Origin of the sequence: Bacillus sp. SIMBA_026 (genome assembly GCF_046535335.1) — a bacterium.
In the GTDB taxonomy this organism is placed as follows: Bacteria; Bacillota; Bacilli; order Bacillales; family Bacillaceae; genus Bacillus; species Bacillus velezensis.
Genome location: NZ_JAWRWX010000001.1, coordinates 826,235 through 847,384, shown reverse-complemented (window position 1 = coordinate 847,384; position 21,150 = coordinate 826,235). Strand labels below are relative to the sequence as shown.

Below are 21,150 nucleotides of genomic sequence, written 5' to 3'. Positions count from 1 at the left end.
GTCAGTTCCTCCCTGTTTCATTTTTTATGAATATTCCATGTTTTCAATCTATCATTTCGTCTTGTCAACACGTTTGCAAAAATGAACCTAACTTCTGATTCAAAAGCGAGGCCGTCTCTTCCATAAGCCGCATGCCGATACCATCGGCATGGCGGTTTTTCCAGGACTCCAGCTCCGTACCTTTCACCCATTGATTAAAGGCGCCTAATGCCGGGCCGCAATGAATCTGGAAGTCTACCTTGGCATCCGGGTCTCCTTTAATCGCCGAAGCAGAACTTTGCCTGAAATACCATTTGAATATGAGCGCCATTTTCTGTTTCGGATTCCGTTCGGCTTTTGAAATGTCTTCATTCGAATAATGAGCCTTCACTTTGTCATAAATACTGCTTACACTTGCCTTAAAATACTTCTCTTCTATTTGTCTGAGTGTCTTTTCATCAATTTCTTCAATTGAGCGGTGACGCTGATACAATTCATGCAGCTTAGAGGCGCGGGTCGGAAAGAACAGCCCTTTCTTTAATACCTGCACCTTGCTGCCTGATTCAAACATATCGCCGGCCGGCGCGTAGGCCGTGTCCTGTACATTCATCTGCTGCAGGAGGTCCTTTACGAGGCCGCTCGTCGCTGCCTCAACGGTGCATTGGTTAATAGATCCGGTCACAATAAAATCAGCGCCGAGCATAAATGCGGCCATGGCAGCCTCGGGCGTTCCGATTCCCCCTGCGGCTCCGATGCGGACGGTTTTGCCGTATCGGTATTTTTTCATCATGTCATCTCGTAAACGGATGATCGCCGGCATGAGACTATAAGCAACCCCGCCGTCAGTGTGGCCGCCTGAATCAGCCTCTACGCAGATGTCATGCGCAACAGGTATTTCTCTCATCAGACTTGCTTCTTCTGCGGTAATTTTGTTTTCGGCTGCAAGTTTCTGCAGAATGTGATCAGGCGCCGGGCTGAGAAACGCTTCCGCTACTTCCGGACGGGACAGCTTGGCGATAATCCGCTGACGGGCTATTATTTGTCCGCCGGCACCGCGTTTTAACCCCTTAGCGCGAAACCTTACTAAAGCGGGAGTAACCGTTAAAAACGCTGATGCTTCCAAGTTCTGAATCCCATGCTTCAATAAAAGATCAATCATTTTTTCTTCTGAATCTGTATGCTTCATATTATGTACAACATTTATGCCGAAGGAACCGCCGTCACGAAGCTCATGCTGAATTGACAAAATAGCGTCCTCAACGTGCGCGATGTTCAAACCGCCCGTTCCGAAAAAGCCCATCATTCCTTTTTCGGCCAGTTTGACGACCATTTCCTTCGAAGAAATTCCGCGGTACATGCCGCCAGCCAAGTAGGCGTATTTCAATTGATAATCGCGCTTAAACTCTTCATTCCCTAAAGACGCCGCCGTAATTGAGCTTTTTCCAGCCTCGGCCGGGACTTTGATTTCATCTGTTATCGGCTCCGCTTCAGCCGTAATTCTTTGAATCAGCCCCGTCAGCACTTTTCCGGGACCGATTTCCTCAAAGCTCATGTTCTTTCTTCCCATTAAGAAACGGATGCTGTCTGTCCAGTTCACAGATCCCGTTATTTGTCCGGTGAGTGTCTCTTTCAGCTCTCTCTGCTCATAGGGTCTTGCCGTCACATTTGAAATGACCGGAATGGACAGCGGCTTAAAACGGAAAGATTCAATAAAGCGTGAAAACTCTTCCTTCGCTTCCAGCATGTATCTGGAATGAAAGGCGCCGCTGACATTTAAGCGGTGAACCATTTTTACGCCGTTTACGGCTTCAAAAACGGATGCGGCTTTTTCAATATCTTCTTTATATCCGGAAATGACAATTTGCTGCGGTGTGTTCATGTTGGCGATATCAATCATATCCAAGTGATTTTCTCTTAAAACATCCGTCACCTGCTCATGGGTCAGGCCGATCACCGCTGCCATGCCGCCTCCTTTTGCGCGGCTCATCAGTTCGCCCCTTTTTTTGACCAGCTGTAAGCCTTCTTCAAAATCAAAGGCGCCCGAAGCGTATAACGCGTTATATTCGCCCAAACTGTGTCCGGCGGTAAAATCCGGTTTCAAGCCGGTCTCTTCTGTTTTTTTCAAATAACTGAGGGCATTGACGACATAGAGCGCCGGCTGAGTGAATTGAGTCTGATTGAGACGTTCTCCGTCCCGGCACAGCTCCTGAATGGAATATCCGAGAATGTGATCGGCCTTTGCGGTTAATTCAGGATAGCGGCCGAACAGGTCCTCTCCCATCCCTATTTTTTGCGAGCCTTGGCCGGGAAAAACAAAGCTGATCATCTTACAGTCTCCTTCCGGGCGGTGATAAAATGCTGTCTTCTATTTGCTGCAAATGTGTTTGTTCTTTATGAAACGGCGTCATAATGGTACGGATGCGTTCAGCCGATCCCGCGGGAAGAATCTGTTTGGCAAATGCGGCCAATGTTCCGGAAGGCCCGGCATCGATATACAATCCTTTTTGGCGGCTGTCTGCGAATTGAAGCGCTTCGCGGAATCGCATCGGTTTTCTTACGATATCCCAGAAAAAGTCCGCTTGTATATCGGTCTCAGCCTCTCCTGTCGCACTGGAGATGTACGGTATAAACGGAGTCCGGATTGATTTCTGAGCTAAAAAGCGCTTGTACGGCTGTTCCGCCTGATCAACCAGCGCTGAGTGAAACCCGTAAGATACCGGCAATAGCTGATGAGGAATCTGCTTTTCTCTCAGATCGTCCATGATCCTTTTGATATGCTCCCGCTCTCCCGAGATGACAAAGTGAGAATGATAGTTTACAGATGCCAATTCACTATGTTCGCCGAGCAGCGGATCATCTTGATATAAAGCCGGATCACCCAGTATCGCAAGCATGCTGCCGTTACGGCAAGTTTCCGTAACGATTCGGGCCTGTTCCAGCACGCAATCTAAAGCATCCTCGGCGCTCAGCACGCCCGACACAGCGGCCGCTGCATACTCTCCGAGGCTTGCTCCGATCACATAATCAGGACGTATGCCTCTTTGCTCCAAAGCATATGCAAGTGCGTACTCAGCCATGAAAATGGCAGGATGGCTGAAAAGAAGGCGGTCAAATGGATCAGACAGACGATTGCCTGTATGATACATCTCTTTTAGGACAGAGTAACCGAAACGGCTGACTGCAAAATCGTCCAAGTCAAGCATTTTCTGCCGAAAAGCGGCGTTATGTGCAAACAGCTCTTTCCCCATTTGATAGTATTGGGAACCCTGTCCAGAAAACATGAAAACAATTGGCTGGTTCATTTGTTCTCCTTTTTGCTGCTTATTTTTTTAAAATATTGATTTGTGAGTGTTTCTTGATGTCGTGTGCAGGTGAAGTGGTCGTGATGTTGTATGGCTGGCACTATTGTGTGAGATAAGAATTTTGACTTGCGTTCCGCTACATGGCGGGTGAAGCTTCAGTTTCTTTTTTGATGCGGTGAATAAGTCCTGTCAGCACATGGCCCGGGCCGACTTCTTCAAATTCCATCCGCCCTTTGTCCAGCAGATAGCGGATGCTGTCGTTCCATCGCACTGAATGGTCGATCTGATCGGCCAGAACGGAGTGGATTCCGTCTTGCTCATAAGGTCTGGCATGCACATTAGAAATGACAGGAATTGATATAGCAGAAAAATGAAATGACTGTAAAAATTTTTCGAACTCTTGTTTTGCTTCACTCATATATCTCGAGTGAAAAGCGCCGCTTACGTTTAACGGATGAAACATCGTAACGTCTTTTAATCCTTCGAATACGCTTTTGGCTCTTTCAATGTCTTCTTTGCGTCCGGATATGACAACTTGGTGAGGAGAATTCATATTGGCAATATCAATCGTATGTAATCCGTGCGTTTGAAGGGCGTCTGACACTTGATCTGCAGTTAACCCCATAACAGCGGCCATTTTTCCGTCAGTGGCCATACTCATTAATTCGCCTCTTTTACGGACAAGCTGCAGACCGGTAATAAAATCAAAAGCACCTGCTGCAAACAGCGCATTATATTCTCCCAAACTGTGGCCGGCCACATAATCCGGCTTTATGTCATTGTCTTGGATTTTTTTCAAATAGCTTAACGCGTTTACAACATATAAAGCAGGCTGGGTGAACTGCGTCTTGTGAAGGTTGGAATACGGATTCTCAAGACAAAGCCGTTTCATAGAATATCCGAGTGTTTCATCAGCCTGCTCCGTTAAGTCTTTAAATTCATCAAACAATGAGCTCCCCATTCCCTGCTTTTGAGAACCTTGTCCGGGGAATAAGTATGTGATCATTTTCTCAGCCATCCTTTCTCGGATTCAGATAAGAAGCATGTTCAAGTTGATAGTAACTTCACAAAAATACCATGTCAAGTTAATTTATCCTATGCGAACTCCTGAATAATACCTATTTTTCCCTGTCGAAAGGCAGACTCAGGGCTTTCGGAACAGGCATAAGCAGAATGTCCCATCCGGCCTGCCCGGCGTTTTCTTCCGCAAACTCCCGTTACTCAGCCATTCATCACCAGAAATCTAGTAATAACTTCCATTCCATTTCAGAAGTTCCTTATCTCAAAAGAAAAGCTAGTTAGATAGAACTAAATTACACATTACTTAAAATGAAACAGCCCTTTTTGATTTTTTCTGTTGCGGAAATTCACAAAATGTTCTTTTTTTTCAATCTGAAAGTAAATATTATTTTTCAAAAGACTCTCCATTTTTTGACCCGGCTTCTCCCCGAAGGAGTGCCCCGGATACACACGCACATGCGGCGGAATGGAGGCTTTGATCCTCTGTATACTGTGAAACATATCTTCAGCTGAGCTGCCCCTGTCCTCACATATACCGCACCCTTCTGTAAACACGGTGTCACCGGTAAAAAGATGATCAGATAGCAAATAGCACATTCCCCCGGCCGTATGTCCCGGGGTCAATATACTTCTGATGATAAACCCTCCGGCCGCAAAGGTTTGGCCGTCTTCAAGCGCTATTAAGTTTCTGCACCGGAATTGATAGAAATCGATTTCCGCCGACGACATGTATATATCAGAATGATAGATTTGCTGAAGCGGCTCCGCCAAGTTTACATGGTCATAATGCGAATGTGTTAATAAAATAGCTGATAAATCAACATCCAATTCATGCAGTTTATCGGTTATTTTATCGATTTCCCAGGACGGGTCCACCGCTATCGCAGATTTTTTCGAGCGGTCTGCGATAATATAACAATAGTTGGACCACATCTGGTGATAAGTTTTAATTTGATGCACTTCATATGTATGATCCATTGTCACCATTCCCATTTAAAAGATCCGGGCAGACTGCTGCCGCCGCCCAGCCGACTGTAACCACTTTACCAGATGACACCACGTTTTTCCATGGATTTTCCGGTAAAGTTAAAAAACTGTTCAAATCAACCAAAAGAACCAGCCGAAGTTTTTAAAATTTGTTATCGTAGTATATAAGGAAATAAAAATATTCATTTACATGAATACTTTAGGAGATTTTATTCAGAAAATGAAGAATGGTATAATTTTCGGATAAAAAGAAAGAAAATCAAATCGAGTTTTTGTTTTGAAAAGAATTGTCTCGAAGCAGCCTGAGAGGATACTCAGTCTTTAAATGACATTCAATCTTGATTCTTATTTCAATCCTTTTCTTCAAGCTAAACTAAACCCATACGGCTTCCTCAAAATATATCAGAATACCTTAGCTCCTTACACCGAATTTCAATGTTATGCTTATGTGTTGGCATTAACACACAATTCAAAATTAGAAAAATACGACGTAATTCACACACAAGATGTTGTTTCTTCACTTTCTTGGAACAGCCGGAGCATTCTCCCCTGAGTAATCTTTTATGCTAGAGATAAAGCATCTTCTGGACCAAATGGCACGTACGCCGCTTGATGGATTACTTAAACTCTTATTTTTTCCCTTTAAACGGGACTATTGTTGGTGATTATCAAATTTAACCTGTGTTAAGCTTTAGACGGGAGGTAATTATGGAAAATAAAAGAAACGCTGAACCGAGCCCAAAAGCTATAAGAATTCTAACTTATATTATTCCTATAGTTTTAATAGGGCTTATCCTTGTTCTTAAGAATATTAATACCGCAGCAGCAGAAATTCCATTTTATATCGTTGCTATCGGTGTGGTTCTCTTAGTGGTTTTCAGTTTGATCAAAAATAGAAAAAACCACAGGAAGAACTAAATGTAAGGGGGCTAATTACTAGCCCCCTTTGACTCTTTTAGATTGTCAGCTCACCAAATTCCAATTTTATTTAAATTCTTCCCCCATGTCTTCCCATGAGAATCATCTTGCTCTTTTAAGAGATTTTTCACAAGTAACATTCAATGAAAAATTCGGGACCATCCAAAAAGACCCCTTGCTTTTTTTATTGTGCTTCCAGGTTCATCTTCAGTGACAGCAAACTCTTGCAAGTATGGAAATCCTTCCTCTTTTGTTTTAAGATGTTTATGTTCGAAGATAGGAGAGGAGATCATTATGGCTTTATTTATTGCATTGTTTGGTGGTTTCATGGTTATAGGGGCATTTATTGGGGTAATATTGCTGGTTCCGGGAAAAACAAGAAGAACTGGGCTTCGGCTGTCTCTTACATGTATCGTTATATTACTTTCAATAGGGTTCATTAATAAGCATTTTATTAAATATGAAGATGAACCTATTGCGACCATTACGCCAGGCGAATATAAAAAAATAAGAGAAGATATGACTTATGATGAAGTCAAAAAAATTGTTGGCGGAAAAGCGAAATCTGAATATAAAATTAATAAATATTCATCACCAGATTACGATTTTGATGGAGAGGACAGCTTGGAAAATGATGCAACGGTATCTCTTCATTTTGTTGATGATAAGTTAAGTGTCAAAAGTGAATATGGGTTAATTACTAAAAGTGATCAATCAGAATTAGATGACTCACCGTATGTGGATGTAACGGAAAACCCCGAAAATAAAATTAAAGAATTAGTAAATGAACACCTACATAACGTTTCTGTCGAAGATATTGAAGTCAATCAGGATCTTGGAACTAAAGAAAACGGTCAAAACATTGCACTGGTTCACTTGTCCTTTGATTTAAAAAATTCATTAGCAAGAACTAAGAAAATGATTGAATTATATAGTGATGATTTAGCTGCTCGCACAGCAATAGAAGACAAAAGCGTTAGTGAAATCTCTGTATTTTGGAAAGCTCCATACATAGACGAAAACGAAACCCTAGCAAAAGTCTCTTACAAAAGATCCGGTGAAAAGATGAAGGTCAGTGCGAGAAACTATTCTCAATCTTTAAGTTATTAATCAATTTAAATGAAAAAAGCCCTCTCATTAAGGGAGGCTTTCGTTCCTTCGTGTTACGATGAAATCAACAACAAAACCAGTCGTACCAAGCCCTCTCGGCAAATTTGCTGAGGGGCTTTCTGCTGTTTTCGGAACTTTGAAAAGCGGTGTTTGTTTGCAGAAGGGGGATCGCCGTTCTCCGTCCGTTTCCCTTTCAAAGATTTGTTAGCGGGAGGGTCACTTGCCCTTGCTACCGTGAGCCTTGTTGTGACAGGCGTTACACATGTCTAATCGTTTCGACCAATCTTTCTTTACTTCCACAATATGATGCACCATGTCAGCCGGGGTGAAGCAATGATCTTTCAAACAATGCTGACAGAGATAATTGTCTCGTATCAAAGCAAGTTGTCTTGTTCGTTTCCATTCTGTTGATTTATATAAACTTATGATTGTTTTGGAATGTTTGTTGTAATTTTTTGTTTCTTCTTGTTGTTGTGTCTTATGTGTATCACAGTACCGGTCACTGGTGAGGCTAGGGTACCCACGGGCAGCGCATATTTTCAGTGGCTTAAGGGGCATCAATCTTATCCTCTGTTTCTTCTTTTATAGTTTTCCAATAACAAAATAATCGATTGTCGGTTATAGTTAATAATTTCACCTTTATTACAATGTTATTTAATAACAACATACATTTTGTTAAATGCACAATGTTTTAATATCTATTCATCTTTATCTATTTCTCTTAGTTATTAAATAAAAGGATAGTATTCTAGGATTAGGTGTAGGATTGTGAATAGTGATTATCCATTGATCACTACGGTTGTGTATAATATCATTGAAACTTTCCATCGCATAAGCAGGCAAATAGTCTGAAATAGACCACCCTGCGCTTATAGCTCTGCTACCTGACCCATCTAAACGTATTGCAAGATACGCATTTCCAGGAACTTGCGTTCTTTCTCGCCATAGCCAAAGGTCAAAACCATCTCCAAGATCTTCATGACGTGTGTAATCAGATGTATATAATGTTCCTCCATCTACAACTTGCCTTTGTTCTCGGTTCTGCTTATGCTGTATGAGTGGTTGATAAACCGGGTACCCATAATTAGGAACATAATTTGCTCCTGTACTATAATTTTGATTTAAATGCATCAGAATCACTCCTCAATTAATTCGTTTTATTTTATGACAAGAATCTAGACAGGTGCATAGTCAATTTATAAATATCACCATAATATCCTTTTTTACATCTGTTTATTCTACGCTTAGAAAGTGTCAGTCGCCAATTGTTTCACCTAACGGATGCAGTTTACGAAGAATATAAAAAAGCACCCCACAGGATGCTAAATCTTATTTTTTAACATTTTATCTAAAAAACTTCCTTGAAAATAATTCAAGTTTGCAGAGTAGTATCTGAAACTTGATACAGAAATAAACAATATTACAAGTTGTATAATTAACATAGCTATTACCATCGGCGGGTAAGAAAAAGAGCCATACTTATACAGAGTTGCTATCACTGTAAACAAAACAGCTAAAAAATGACTTACAAATACAGTACCCAAGGCATGAATTGTTGATAGCAAGTACCTATACCTTCCAACGATATAGTTTCTTTTATCTTCTTCTTTAATCTTTAATAAATTTTCATGCCATAAAACCTCAAAATAAAAATAATCTTTCTTATTGTTATCTGCCCAATTGTCAGGCTTGGGAAAATTCTCAACCTGCTTAATTGCTTTATCAAAAATCCGGTTTTTATTAAATATCCAATTTGCTACAAAGTATAAATGATGAATTATATAACCTACTACCACGCCAAATATACTCAGAGAAATAAAAACACCTATTAATTTTTCTAGCCCAGAAAACTTTAAATGAGCTGATATATAGTCGGTTTCAGTGAGTACAAAATAGGCTCCTATCCAAAAAATCAACATCCATCCGGGTATACCCCATCTTATTAAATACTTTGTTTCAAAACTCATGAAATCTCCTCCCACCCTATTATCGGTAAAAAGAAGGAACAATGGAACCATTCGCAAATTTTGTCGAACGATTTACCAAAATTGTCTGCAGAGAATATAAAAGAAGCGACTCCGCTTATCAGCGGTCCCGCTTCTTTTAATTTATTGCATACTACTATAATACCTTATGTAAAACAAAATGGTATGCCGTTATTATGCCAAGTTTCTGTCAAAATCGTTTTAGTACATTCCTTTTTGCTCTGCAGCAGTCCCTCCCGCCGTTTGATATAGAAAATGCATTCCGGGTCCCTTATCGGCTGAACAAAATTCATTCCGGCGCGCCCCCGTCCTTATAGACTTCCACGCGAAGAGCAAAGGCCAGCCGATAAAATGCTTTTGCTTTCGTTCGGATAACAAATTTTGTAAGTGAACAACTCGGTCATACCGATGTGAAAATGACCGCTGATGTCTATATTCATATCACGCAGAACCACAATCAAAAGAGCATTAATCGGTTTGATAAATACCTAAACAGCTAAAATCCGTGGGCAAAATGTGGGCACGAGGGGTACATCCCACACTGAACCCTTCTACATCACACGCTTAAACATCTTCTCCATCTCATACGTACTGTGGTGGATAATGATCGGCCGGCCGTGCGGGCATGTGAACGGGTCTGTCGTTCGGCGCAGGTCGTCCAAGAGCGCTTTGATTTCGTCGTTGCGCAAATGGCGGTTCGCTTTGATTGAGCCTTTGCAGCTCATCATAATGGCCGCTTCCTCCCGCAGTTTTTTAATATCGATCTGTTTGGCGTCAAGCACCTGCTGAATGATTTCTTCAATCAGTTCAGCTTCTTCCCCTTTTGGAAACCAGGCCGGATGGCAGCGGACGATGTAGCTGTTCGTGCCGAATGCTTCTAAAAATACTCCGACGCTTTCAAGCTCATGCTGATGCTGGTCAATGATCAGCGCTTCATTTGCCGCATAATGAAAAGTGAGCGGCACGATCATATCCTGCACTTCAGGCTCGACCTGCCCGACTTTTTCCCGGAAATATTCGTATTTAATCCGTTCTTGGGCCGCATGCTGGTCAATGATATACAAGCCGTTTTCGTTTTGGGCCAAAATATATGTCCCGTGCATTTGTCCGATCGGATACATCACCGGAACTCTTTCTTCACGTATTTCTTCAGAGACAGCTTCCGGCTCCGGAATATCGGAAACAGGCGCTGCCGTTTCGGGCATACCGATCTCCGGCGGCACTCCGTGATCCGCTTCATTCGGGAGGATCTCTTCTTCTATTATTACCGGCTCAGGCTCTTTTACGACCGAACTCAGCTTCATTGGTGAGTAAGACGGCTCCGGCGTTTTTTCAGGAAGTTTCCGCTCAGGCGCGCTTTCCTCAAATGTCATAAATTGCTGTTCGTTTTTGGCCGGTGCCGGCGCTGATTTTTTCGGGAGCTGGGCGCTCGGAATAAGCCGCTGCTTTTGAAACACTTCCTTTATCCCGTCACGGATTAGCTCATGCAGCTCCGTCTCTTTGCTGAGGCGGACTTCAAGCTTCGACGGATGGACATTGACATCAACCAAAATCGGGTCCATCGTAATTTCGATAAACGTAATCGGATGGCGGCCGATCGGCAGAAGTGTGTGATAGCCCTCATGCACCGCTTTTACAAGCGGGAAATTCTTAATGTATCTTCCGTTAATGACAGATGACATGTAGTTTCTGGATGCACGCGTGATTTCCGGAAGCGCAATGTAGCCCTTGACTTCAAAATCAAGCGAGCTGACATGGAGCGGTATCATTTTTTTCGCAACCGCCGTCCCGTAAATTGCGGCCAGCACATGGCGCACGTCCCCGTTACCGTTTGTCTGCAGCAGATTTTTCCCCTGATGGCGGAGACGGATCGATACTTCCGGATGCGCAAGAGCGATCCGGTTGACAACATCCGTAATATTGCCGAGCTCCGTATGCACGGTTTTCATATATTTCAATCTGGCGGGTGTATTGAAAAACAGGTTGGTAACGATAATCTCCGTTCCTTTTCTGCTGGAGGATTTCTGTTCAGAAATGATATTCCCGCCCTGAAGAATGAGATGGGTTCCCGCTCCCTCGCCGATGCTCGTTTTGATTTCCAGATGAGAAACAGACGCGATACTTGGCAAAGCTTCTCCGCGGAAACCGAGGGTTCTCACCCGGAACAGGTCGTTTTCATCTTTGATTTTACTGGTCGCGTGGCGGCGGAAAGCCCGCTTGCAATCATCGGTTTCCATCCCTTCGCCGTTATCGAGCACCCGAATCGACGAAAGCCCCGCTTCCTCTATGTCGATTTCAATGACTGTGCTGTTTGCGTCGATGGCGTTTTCCACCAATTCTTTAACGACTGAGGCAGGCCGTTCGACCACCTCGCCGGCCGCTATTTTATTTGAAAGTTCATCTGACAGCTGGATGACTTTTGCCAAGTCCGTCACCTCTTTCTATTTTAATTTTTTTTGCAGCTTGTACATTTCATTCATCGCTTCAAGCGGCGTCATATCGAGAATATTGATTGACTTAAAGGCTTCAAGCACTTGTTTTTCTTTATTAGAAACAGCCGGTGCCTTCTGTTCTTTTTCACCGTCAGCAAAAAAGGACAGCTGTGCCGGTTCTTCTCTGACGGCGGACTTTTTCTCAGATACCGCCGGAAGCTCCGGTTTATCTCCCGTCTGCTCAAGCTGTTTCAAAATCTCCTGCGCGCGGCTGATCAGATCGTCCGGGAGCTCTGCAAGCTGGGCGACATGAATGCCGTAACTTTTATCTGCGGCTCCTTCTTTGATTTGATGGAGAAACACGACCGTTCCGTTATATTCCTCTGCGCGCACATGAACGTTTTTCAGCTGAGGAAGCTTATCTTCAAGCACCGTCAGCTCATGATAATGCGTGCTGAACAGTGTTTTAGCGCCGATATGATCATGGACATATTCAATAATCGCCTGTGCCAGCGCCATTCCGTCGTACGTTGATGTCCCGCGGCCGATTTCATCAAACAGGATCAGGCTGTCTTTTGTGGCGTTCACAATCGCGTTTTTCGCTTCCAGCATTTCCACCATAAAGGTGCTTTGTCCGGAAATCAAATCATCCGCTGCCCCAATTCTCGTGAAGATTTGATCAAAAATCGGCAGAACCGCTTCTTTTGCGGGCACAAAACAGCCGATCTGGGCCATGATCGATAGAAGTGCGATCTGTCTCATGTACGTGCTTTTACCTGACATATTCGGACCCGTAATCAGGAGCATTTCCCGCGAATCGCCCATCAGGCAGTTGTTCGGCACGTATTCTTGACTGTCCATCACCTTTTCAACGACGGGGTGTCTCCCTTCAATGACTTTTACTTCATTATCAGAAAAGACAGGCTTTGTGTAATGCCTGTTTTCACTGATCGTAGCAAAGCATTGCAGTGCGTCCAGCTCACTCATTTGTTTGGCAAGACGCTGCAGACGCGGAATAAATTGTTTCACCTTTTCACGCAGTCCGGCAAAAAGCTCATATTCCAGCTCGCAGATGTTGTTTTCCGCTTCTAAAATAAGCGCTTCTTTTTCCTTCAATTCTGGCGTAATGTACCGTTCGGCGTTTGTGAGGGTCTGCTTCCGCTCATACCGTCCGTCTTCAAGCAGATGAAGGTTTGCTTTTGTGACTTCAATATAATAGCCGAACACTTTATTGAAACCGACCTTTAATGAACGGATGCCCGTATAAGCGCGTTCCTGCTGCTCCAGTCTGGCAATCCAGTCTTTACCGTTTTTGCTGGCGTCACGGTACTCATCGAGCTTCTGATGATAGCCGTCTTTAATTAAATTGCCTTCTTTTAACGATAACGGCGGGTTTTCATGAAGGGCTTCTTCTAACAGGTCAAGCAAATCTCCGCACGGATCAATCAAGCCGGCGCGTTCTTTTGCTTTTTTATGGTTAAGAGACCCTACAAGCTCTTTGATGCTCGGCACTTGTTTTAAAGATTCTTTCAGCTGGATTAAATCCCTTGCGTTGACGTTTCCGAATGCGACCCGGCCCGCCAGACGTTCTAAATCGTATACTTCCTTCAGGCGCTCTCGCAGATCTTCACGCTCAAACAGATGATTGATCAGCGTCTCGACCATTTCCTGGCGTTCTTCGATTTGGGATGCCCTGATCAGCGGGCGGTCAATCCATTGTTTGAGAAGCCGGCCGCCCATCGCTGTTTTCGTCTCGTCTAAAAGCCAAAGCAATGACCCTTTTTTGCTTTTCGAACGGATCGTTTCCGTCAGCTCAAGATTCCGTTTTGAATACAGGTCAATTTTCATCGCTTCTTCCAATTCATATACTTGAACCGGCTGCAGGTGATCCAGGCTCCGTTTTTGCGTTTTCTGCAAATACGTATATAAACGCATAAACGTCTCTGTCAGCTCTTCGCCCGGCAAGTGCTTTGCGATTTCAATGCGTTCTGTTATTTCCCTGTCTTCGATAGAAATCGTGGCGCCGCACCGTTCTTTCAGCTGAGCAGCTGTATGTTCGTTAAACTTGCTCGATACGACAATTTCCTTTGCGCCGACTGAGTAAATTTCTGACATGACATCTTCAATCCGCTCAATAAATACGGCCAGGTTTTCTCCGGTCGTTAAGTCTGATAAAGCGAGACCGTATCCGTCACGGAATTCGGAAACGGAAGCGATAAAGTTGTTTTCCGATTCATGAATGCCTTTTCCATCCATCACTGTTCCCGGTGTGATCAGCTGGACGACTTCTCTTTTCACAACGCCTTTAGCCGCCTTCGGATCTTCCGTCTGCTCACAGATCGCCACTTTATAGCCCTTTTTAATCAGCTGTTCAATATAAGCCGCGGCGGAATGATACGGCACGCCGCACATCGGAATTTTATCAGCCGAACCTCCGTCTCTGCTTGTCAGTGTAATTTCAAGCTCTTGTGACGCTTTTTTTGCATCTTCAAAAAACATTTCATAAAAGTCACCAAGCCGAAAAAATAAAAAGGCATCTTGGTGCTCTGCCTTTATCTTCAAGTATTGCTGTATCATAGGCGTGTAACTAGCCATCATTTAATCCCTCACTATGTATCTTCTCTTATCCGAATCCCATTATAACATAAACAAAAGAGTGATATCTTTATATATAAAAAAGAGACTTGGGGTGTTAAACTCCCCTAGCCTCAACTTATTCTTCAGGATCTCCGACTAAAAATTCAGGGTTAATGTCCTCTAATTCTTCATCAAGATCGTCTTCCCAATCATCATCATCGTCTTCTTCCCAGTCAGGATTGACTTCGACGACAACTTTCGTTTCACCGACCACTTCTGCTAAAAATTCTCTCTCTGCCTGAACCACGATTTTATTTCCGTTAGGAGAAATGGTGACTTCAAGACAGTTCGGCTGCTGCAGCACTTTGGCAATGACTTCGTGTTCGTCATCTAAGTAATTTGTGTCTCTGTATCTGAGTTTAATCACATCGACATACTTTACTCTCTCGGTTACAACTTCCGTTTTTGTATTATCGGCGTAAGAGTACCAGACGTTTATATCATAATACCCTTCAATTTCTACAGTCTTCCCGATCTTTTCGGCATCGTACTTGTGGTTGATAATCCAGCCGCCCAATATACTTGACGGTTTTTCTCCAGGTGAGATCGTGTTGGTGCATTGGGTGAATTTTCTTCCTTTCGCAACTACCGCTTTCGTAATAATTTCCCTGTATTCAGACATTCCGGCAGGCCTCCTTGTTCTTCTTCGTGTTATCTTATGCTGGGCATTTGTCTCATGTGCATTTTTATAATAAAAATATAAAAATACAAAGTTTCTGTTTCATTGTATGCAGCCCTGCCCAGAAACTTTACTTTTAAGTATGATAAAACTTTCCAGTAAAACGGGACAAAACGGTGACCCAATGAAAATTTAGTACATATTACAATTAGTTCTCAAACAGCAAAAAAACACGGGCCGATGAAGGCCACGTGTTTAAATAGAACAGCTGTTATTCGAATGTTTTACTTTTGAACCGGTTTCTCCCGTCAGCAGGTTGCCTCCGGTAGATGTAATGATTTCGTTTGTCACCTGATTTGAGATCGTATGTGCGACAAGCTGAAGAAGGTCATTGACCTCAATCTGGGAATCTCTGAATTCCTGAATGATCGGAATCCCTTCAAGCTCTTCCTGCAGGGCGTCAATTTTACTTTCCACTTGTTTCAGCGCTTCAAGCTTTTCGTAGTGCTTCAGGTTAACGGCTTGCTTTTGCAGGGTTTTAATCTGATTAATAATCGCAGAGACTTTTTCATTTTCGTTAATCTGCGCCTCGGCGCGTTTGAAAAAATCGACTTCTTCTGTTTCAGAAATCATTTTCGCAAGGTTCCTTGCCTGCTGTACAATGTCTTTCTTAGAGTAAAGCGTCATTATTATTTCACCTCGATTGCTTCTCCTGCCATCACACCGTCAAGCGACCATGTTTTCGCCTGTTCGATTTTGACGCGTACAATCTTGCCGATGGCGTCTTTCGGCCCTTTGAAGTTGACGAGCTTGCTTTTTTCCGTATAGCCGGCAAGAATGTCAGGGTTATTTTTGCTTTCTCCCTCAACTAATACTTCGACAGTCCTGCCTTCATATTCCTTCATTTTTTTGGCTGAAATTTCTTTCACCAAATCATTGAGGCGCTGAAGACGTTCTTTCTTGACCCTCATCGGAACATTGTCTTTCATCTTCGCTGCCGGCGTGCCTTCACGAGGAGAGTAAATAAACGTATATGCGCTGTCAAATTCCACTTCGCGATATAACGAAAGCGTTTCTTCAAATTGTTCATCGGTTTCATTCGGAAAACCGACAATAATATCGGTCGTCAGTGAAGCGTTCGGCATCGCCGCTTTAATTTTTCCGACAAGCTCCAGATAGCGTTCTCTGTCATATTTGCGCGCCATCATTTTTAACATCGCTGAGCTTCCTGATTGAACCGGAAGATGGATATGGTCAAGAAGGTTGCCGCCTTTGGCGAGCACTTCGATCAGATGATCATCAAAGTCACGCGGATGACTCGTCGTGAATCGGATTCTCGGAATATCAATTTTACGCAGTTCGTCCATTAAATCACCGAGACCGTACGTCATATCCTCAAAATCTTTTCCATACGCATTCACGTTTTGACCGAGCAGCGTGATTTCTTTATAGCCTTCACTTGCAAGTCTTCTGACTTCCTGGATAATTTCCTCAGGACGGCGGCTTCGTTCTTTTCCGCGGGTATACGGTACGATGCAGTATGTGCAGAACTTGTCACAGCCGTACATAATGTTGACCCAGCCTTTAATTTTTCCGTTGCGGACTTTCGGAAGGTTTTCAATGACATCCCCTTCCTTCGACCACACTTCAATGACCATCTCTTTTGATAAATATGCCTCTGATAACAGTTCCGGCAGACGGTGAATGTTGTGCGTGCCGAAAATCATATCGACAAACGGGTGCTTCTTAAGGATGCGGTTTACGACTGATTCTTCCTGTGACATGCAGCCGCAGACGCCGAGAATCAGGTCCGGGTTATTTTTTTTGAGCGCCTTTAAATGGCCGAGCTCTCCGAACACTTTGTTTTCAGCATTTTCCCGGATAGCGCAAGTGTTTAATAAAATAACGTTAGCGTCATCAACCGAATTTGTCGCTTCATAACCGAGCGCCATAAAAATACCCGCCATGACTTCCGTATCATGCTCGTTCATTTGGCATCCGTACGTGCGGATATAAAATTTCCTGCCTTCACCGAGGCCTTTAAATTCTTCTGAGATTTTAAAATCGTTATGATATTGAACGGATTCTTTGCCCCGTTTTTTCGCATCTTTTAAAGAAGGCGGAATATATACGGCTTCAAAATACTTGCTGTAATCCTTTTCGGATTTTTTGTCCGCCGGATTCACTTGTCCGCTTTCCTGCTTTTGCTTTTCATTCATGTTCGAATGTCTCCTTTCAACCGAAACTTCCACCCTCAAGTATACTGGTTAAAAGCGTTTGGCACAACCGCCAGCCTATTATTGTACACCTTATTGAGAATAAGAATCAATAAGAATCAATAAGAAATAAAAAAGAGGGAATCATTTCCCCCTTACACAAGCTGCAGCTCTTTTGCGGCTGAATGGATTACTTCCAGCGCCCGGTCAAGCTCCTCTTTTGTATGCTCCGCCGTAATAATGGTGCGGATTCTCGCTTTTCCTTGGGCGACCGTCGGATACACGATGCTTTGTGCAAAGACGCCGCGGGTCAATAAAAGGTCTGATAATGCTTGGGCTTTTTCTTCCTCCCCTATTAATATCGGCACGATCGGTGTTTCGCTTTTTGTGAGGGTCAGCCCCATTTGAACCAGTTTGTCTTTGAAATACGCCGTGTTCTCCCATAGCTTTTCCATATGCTCCGGCTCTTCCAGCAGGACGTCAATGGCTTCTATGCATGCGGCCGTTACCGCAGGCGGATGAGAAGTGCTGAATAAGAAAGGACGCCCTTTATGGCGCAGGTAATCGATCAGAACCTGCGACCCTGCGGCGTAACCGCCAAGCACTCCGATGGCTTTGCTTAATGTGCCCACCTGTATGTGGACTCTTCCGTCAAGCCCGAAGTGATTAACCGTTCCCCTTCCGTTTTTTCCGAGTACGCCGGAAGCATGCGCGTCGTCGACCATTACAAAGGCATCGTACGCCTCTGCAAGTTTGACGATGTCAGGCAAAGGAGCGATGTTGCCGTCCATTGAGAATACGCCGTCGGTGACGATCAGGCGCATGCGGTAATTCATTGATTTTTTCAGCACCCTTTCCAAATCGTCCATATCAACATGGCGGTACACCTTTTTATCTGCTTTCGTCAGCCTGATCCCGTCAATGATGGAAGCATGGTTCAGTTCGTCAGAGATCACGATATCTTCTTTTGTAAGAATGCTTGATAAGACGCCCTGATTCGTTGTGAACCCCGATTGAAAAACAAGTGCCGCTTCTGTTTTTTTAAAGTTGGCCAATTTTTTCTCCAGCTCATTGTGCATTGTGAATGTTCCGGCGATTGTCCGGACGGAACCCGTACCCGCTCCGAATTCTTCCGCGGCGCGTTTAGCCGCTTCGACAAGCCTTGGATGCGACGTCAAACCGAGATAATTGTTCGATGAAAGCTGTATCACGTTTTCCCCTTTGACTTCCACCGACGGACCCTGCTTCGTTTCAATTTGTTTCATTTGCTGCCACGTTTTATTTTCTTTCATTTTATCAAGCTCGGCTTTTAGAAATTCAAATTCTTTCATTATAGAACCCTCCCCTTATGGAATCAAAATGACTTTGCCGCACTGGCCCTTTCTCATCAGGTCAAACCCTTTTTCAAAGTCTTCAAGCGGAAACTGATGCGTGATCACCGGCGTCAGATCAACAAGGCCGGATTCAAGCAGATGCGATACCTGCCGCCATGTTTCAAACATTTTTCTGCCTGTGATGCCTTGGACGGTAAGTCCTTTAAACACCACGTCATTTGTCAGGTCAACCGTCACCGGACGTTCCGGCAGACTCAGCATATGGAACCTTCCCCCGTTGGCCGCCATCTTTAATCCTTGTGCGATAGCTGCCGGGTGGCCTGACATTTCGCAGACAAGGTCGATCCCTTCTCCGCCTGTTAAGGTGTCGATCACCTCAAGCGGATCTTCCTTATCAGCTGAAATGGTGATCGTGGCTCCTAATTTCTTCGCAAGAGCCAGCCTGTAATCATTTTTATCAATGGCCGCAATACGGGATGCACCGGCCGCTTTAGCCACTGCCACCGCCATCAGCCCGATCGGTCCGCAGCCGATAATTGCAGCGGAACCGCCCGCAAGCCGGCTGCTTTCCAGCACCGTATGCACCGCGTTGCCAAGCGGCTCTTGAACAGAAGCGACGGCGGGGTCCATATCAGCGGGATTTTTCCAAACATTTCGAGCCGGCACTTTGACATATTCAGCGAAGGAACCGGCTGTGTCTACGCCGAGGATCTTTGTATGGGTGCACACATGATGTTTTCCTGTTAAACAAGGGACACAAGTACCGCAGACGAAGTGGGTTTCAGCCGAAACATAGTCACCTATTTTGACATTTGTGACGTGCTTGCCCGTTTCCGCTACGATACCGCTGAATTCATGTCCGAATACTTGAGGTGTTTTGATTCGTTTCTGCGCCCATTGATCCCAATTATAAATATGCACATCTGTACCGCATATAGATGCGGCCTGTACTTTAATGAGAACTTCATTCTCATTTATGGAAGGTATGGGAATTTCTTTCAGAGTTGCTCCGAAAGCGTTTTCATTTTTGACGATAGCTTTCATCTTTCCTCCCAACATGTACACTCCTCCTCGAAAAAACACTGTAATAACTGGATTGTAACATGAGATAAAAAGGAGGTAAATACCAGTGTCCACTCCAAGAAAACAACTGCTTCCGTCCGGAAAAATGGGCGTGATTTTTTTTGAATATTATATGAATAAAGCCATTTATCATCTCTTCGTACTATCAATATAATATTGTGAGAAAATATGACAACAATAAAAACAACCCGCTCGCCTTACGCAAGCAGGTTGAGAATGTCATGTTTTTGTTTTTAACGGGGTTCGACGATTAACTTAATCGCCGTTCTTTCTTCTCCGTCAATCTGTATATCTGTAAAAGCCGGAATACAAATCAAATCTACGCCGCTTGGCGCGACAAAGCCTCTGGCAATCGCAACCGCTTTAACAGCCTGATTTAAGGCACCCGCCCCAATTGCTTGAATTTCGGCGGCTCCGCGTTCCCTCAATACACCGGCAAGCGCGCCTGCTACTGAATTTGGACTTGATTTTGCTGAAACTTTTAAGATTTCCATTTCTGCTCCCCCTTAGTTTTACAATGGATAAGTGAGTGTTCATTAGAACAATCATTATTAGATGTTGCTATCCAAAAAGCCATCCCCACAATGCTTTTCAAAAATAGCGGGCTACCTTCCATTTTTACTATATTCACTAAGAAGTTGCTATATTCCTGCTTTTCCTTTTAATATTTTTATAAAATAAACACATGATCACCTATTCAAAGAACATATGGTCATCATTGATTAATATCCGTTCGATATTTACGGCCTTTTTCGTTTGATCGTCGATGTCAATGAGCACTCCGCTCAGCGTAGTTTTACCTTCCGCCACCGTAAACCGGACAGGGAGATTGGTTTTAAACCGCTTGATGACCGTTTCTCTGTCCATACCGAGAATTCCGTCGTACGGACCCGTCATGCCTACATCAGTAATATATGCCGTTCCTTTCGGCAAAATGCGGTTATCTGCCGTTTGCACGTGTGTATGGGTGCCTACCACGGCAGAGGCTCTTCCGTCTGTGTACCAGCCGATCGCAATTTTTTCGCTTGTCGCTTCGGCGTGAAAATCAATAAAAATGTACGGCGTGCGCTTTTTTGCTTCTTCTATTAATTCATCCGCTTTAGCAAACGGATCATCAAGCGGCGGAAGAAACGTCCGTCCCTGTAAATTAATGACGGCAAGCTCTTTTCCGTTCGATTTAATATAGGTAATGCCTTTGCCCGGCGTACCTTCCGGGAAATTCGCCGGCCGGACAAGATGCGGCACATCATCAATAAAGTCGAAGATCTCTCTTTTATCCCACGTATGGTTTCCCATTGTAATGGCATCTGCTCCCGCTTCCATCAGGCTGTGGTAGATCTTTTCTGTCAGTCCTTTTCCGTGTGCTGCATTTTCTCCGTTAATAATTGTAAAATGCGGTTTATGTTTCGCTTTCAGTTTCGGGACATATTCTTTTACCATGTCGCGGCCCGGGGAACCGACAACATCTCCGATAAATAAAATTCTCATACATTCCATTCCTTCCTTTTCAGGGACTCAAAAAAATAAA

At 43.8% G+C, this 21,150-nt stretch carries 18 protein-coding genes; 2 read left to right on the top strand and 16 right to left on the bottom strand.

Features of this window, described 5'->3' with window-relative positions:
• Positions 1-64: 64 nt before the first annotated feature.
• The 4 genes from fabD (SB847_RS04255) to SB847_RS04240 all read right to left on the bottom strand — a co-directional run bounded on the left by fabD (SB847_RS04255) (position 65) and on the right by SB847_RS04240 (position 5,279).
• Positions 65-2,305: an ACP S-malonyltransferase gene (gene fabD, locus SB847_RS04255; RefSeq protein ID WP_326150926.1), complete on the bottom strand. Its 2,241-nt coding sequence runs from the start codon at positions 2,303-2,305 to the stop codon at positions 65-67.
• A 1-nt stretch (position 2,306) separates the two neighbouring features.
• Complete coding sequence (locus SB847_RS04250) at positions 2,307-3,281, bottom strand: acyltransferase domain-containing protein (protein ID WP_410562175.1); 975 nt, start codon at positions 3,279-3,281, stop codon at positions 2,307-2,309.
• Positions 3,282-3,417: 136 nt separating this feature from the next.
• Positions 3,418-4,287 (bottom strand): ACP S-malonyltransferase, encoded by an 870-nt coding sequence (fabD, locus tag SB847_RS04245; RefSeq protein WP_038458064.1) that lies wholly within the window; start codon positions 4,285-4,287, stop codon positions 3,418-3,420.
• 314 nt (positions 4,288-4,601) lie between these two features.
• Entirely contained in the window at positions 4,602-5,279 is a 678-nt protein-coding gene (locus SB847_RS04240) for an MBL fold metallo-hydrolase (protein ID WP_003154103.1), read from the bottom strand.
• A gap of 717 nt (positions 5,280-5,996) precedes the next feature.
• Between SB847_RS04240 and SB847_RS04235 the strand changes: the two genes are divergently transcribed.
• Positions 5,997-6,206 (top strand): hypothetical protein, encoded by a 210-nt coding sequence (locus SB847_RS04235; RefSeq protein WP_326150415.1) that lies wholly within the window; start codon positions 5,997-5,999, stop codon positions 6,204-6,206.
• A gap of 294 nt (positions 6,207-6,500) precedes the next feature.
• Positions 6,501-7,316, top strand: coding sequence for a hypothetical protein (locus SB847_RS04230; RefSeq protein WP_410562179.1), 816 nt, complete (start codon positions 6,501-6,503; stop codon positions 7,314-7,316).
• A gap of 216 nt (positions 7,317-7,532) precedes the next feature.
• Here SB847_RS04230 and SB847_RS04225 read toward each other — a convergent pair whose 3' ends face one another.
• From SB847_RS04225 to SB847_RS04170, 12 genes are all read right to left on the bottom strand, one after another.
• Entirely contained in the window at positions 7,533-7,874 is a 342-nt protein-coding gene (locus tag SB847_RS04225) for an HNH endonuclease (RefSeq protein ID WP_101670442.1), read from the bottom strand.
• A gap of 150 nt (positions 7,875-8,024) precedes the next feature.
• Entirely contained in the window at positions 8,025-8,447 is a 423-nt protein-coding gene (locus tag SB847_RS04220; RefSeq protein ID WP_410562182.1) for a hypothetical protein, read from the bottom strand.
• 191 nt (positions 8,448-8,638) lie between these two features.
• Positions 8,639-9,283, bottom strand: coding sequence for a BA5345 family protein (locus SB847_RS04215; protein WP_101669526.1), 645 nt, complete (start codon positions 9,281-9,283; stop codon positions 8,639-8,641).
• Positions 9,284-9,852: 569 nt separating this feature from the next.
• On the bottom strand, positions 9,853-11,727 hold the full coding sequence (gene mutL / locus SB847_RS04210; protein WP_101669527.1) for a DNA mismatch repair endonuclease MutL: 1,875 nt from the start codon (positions 11,725-11,727) through the stop codon (positions 9,853-9,855).
• Positions 11,728-11,742: 15 nt separating this feature from the next.
• Positions 11,743-14,328, bottom strand: coding sequence for a DNA mismatch repair protein MutS (gene mutS, locus SB847_RS04205; protein ID WP_410562186.1), 2,586 nt, complete (start codon positions 14,326-14,328; stop codon positions 11,743-11,745).
• Between the two features lie 118 nt (positions 14,329-14,446).
• Positions 14,447-14,992, bottom strand: a complete 546-nt coding sequence (cotE, locus tag SB847_RS04200; RefSeq protein WP_003154111.1) for an outer spore coat protein CotE — start codon at positions 14,990-14,992, stop codon at positions 14,447-14,449.
• A 252-nt stretch (positions 14,993-15,244) separates the two neighbouring features.
• Positions 15,245-15,676: a regulatory iron-sulfur-containing complex subunit RicA gene (gene ricA / locus SB847_RS04195; RefSeq protein WP_003154113.1), complete on the bottom strand. Its 432-nt coding sequence runs from the start codon at positions 15,674-15,676 to the stop codon at positions 15,245-15,247.
• Between the two features lie 2 nt (positions 15,677-15,678).
• On the bottom strand, positions 15,679-17,208 hold the full coding sequence (gene miaB / locus SB847_RS04190; RefSeq protein ID WP_003154116.1) for a tRNA (N6-isopentenyl adenosine(37)-C2)-methylthiotransferase MiaB: 1,530 nt from the start codon (positions 17,206-17,208) through the stop codon (positions 15,679-15,681).
• A 152-nt stretch (positions 17,209-17,360) separates the two neighbouring features.
• Positions 17,361-18,539 carry a glycine C-acetyltransferase gene (locus SB847_RS04185; protein WP_139790834.1) on the bottom strand — a complete coding sequence of 393 codons (1,179 nt, stop codon included), beginning with the start codon at positions 18,537-18,539 and terminating at the stop codon, positions 17,361-17,363.
• Positions 18,540-18,551: 12 nt separating this feature from the next.
• A complete protein-coding gene (tdh, locus tag SB847_RS04180) occupies positions 18,552-19,598 on the bottom strand; it encodes an L-threonine 3-dehydrogenase (protein WP_007611527.1) in 1,047 nt (348 codons plus the stop codon).
• A 257-nt stretch (positions 19,599-19,855) separates the two neighbouring features.
• On the bottom strand, positions 19,856-20,116 hold the full coding sequence (gene spoVS / locus SB847_RS04175) for a stage V sporulation protein SpoVS (protein WP_003154135.1): 261 nt from the start codon (positions 20,114-20,116) through the stop codon (positions 19,856-19,858).
• Positions 20,117-20,315: 199 nt separating this feature from the next.
• Positions 20,316-21,110, bottom strand: coding sequence for a TIGR00282 family metallophosphoesterase (locus tag SB847_RS04170; RefSeq protein ID WP_003154137.1), 795 nt, complete (start codon positions 21,108-21,110; stop codon positions 20,316-20,318).
• Positions 21,111-21,150: the final 40 nt, after the last annotated feature.

Bases quoted from the DNA above. Each gene is read 5' to 3' on its own strand.
- SB847_RS04225 (WP_101670442.1), bottom strand. From the start codon at position 7,874: ATGCCCCTTAAGCCACTGAAAATATGCGCTGCCCGTGGGTACCCTAGC.
- fabD (WP_326150926.1), bottom strand. From the start codon at position 2,305: ATGATCAGCTTTGTTTTTCCCGGCCAAGGCTCGCAAAAAATAGGGATG.
- fabD (WP_038458064.1), bottom strand. From the start codon at position 4,287: ATGATCACATACTTATTCCCCGGACAAGGTTCTCAAAAGCAGGGAATG.
- SB847_RS04230 (WP_410562179.1), top strand. From the start codon at position 6,501: ATGGCTTTATTTATTGCATTGTTTGGTGGTTTCATGGTTATAGGGGCA.
- tdh (WP_007611527.1), bottom strand. From the start codon at position 19,598: ATGTTGGGAGGAAAGATGAAAGCTATCGTCAAAAATGAAAACGCTTTC.
- miaB (WP_003154116.1), bottom strand. From the start codon at position 17,208: ATGAATGAAAAGCAAAAGCAGGAAAGCGGACAAGTGAATCCGGCGGAC.
- SB847_RS04235 (WP_326150415.1), top strand. From the start codon at position 5,997: ATGGAAAATAAAAGAAACGCTGAACCGAGCCCAAAAGCTATAAGAATT.
- SB847_RS04240 (WP_003154103.1), bottom strand. From the start codon at position 5,279: ATGGATCATACATATGAAGTGCATCAAATTAAAACTTATCACCAGATG.
- SB847_RS04170 (WP_003154137.1), bottom strand. From the start codon at position 21,110: ATGAGAATTTTATTTATCGGAGATGTTGTCGGTTCCCCGGGCCGCGAC.
- cotE (WP_003154111.1), bottom strand. From the start codon at position 14,992: ATGTCTGAATACAGGGAAATTATTACGAAAGCGGTAGTTGCGAAAGGA.
- SB847_RS04250 (WP_410562175.1), bottom strand. From the start codon at position 3,281: ATGAACCAGCCAATTGTTTTCATGTTTTCTGGACAGGGTTCCCAATAC.
- spoVS (WP_003154135.1), bottom strand. From the start codon at position 20,116: ATGGAAATCTTAAAAGTTTCAGCAAAATCAAGTCCAAATTCAGTAGCA.
- SB847_RS04220 (WP_410562182.1), bottom strand. From the start codon at position 8,447: ATGCATTTAAATCAAAATTATAGTACAGGAGCAAATTATGTTCCTAAT.
- SB847_RS04215 (WP_101669526.1), bottom strand. From the start codon at position 9,283: ATGAGTTTTGAAACAAAGTATTTAATAAGATGGGGTATACCCGGATGG.
- ricA (WP_003154113.1), bottom strand. From the start codon at position 15,676: ATGACGCTTTACTCTAAGAAAGACATTGTACAGCAGGCAAGGAACCTT.
- mutS (WP_410562186.1), bottom strand. From the start codon at position 14,328: ATGGCTAGTTACACGCCTATGATACAGCAATACTTGAAGATAAAGGCA.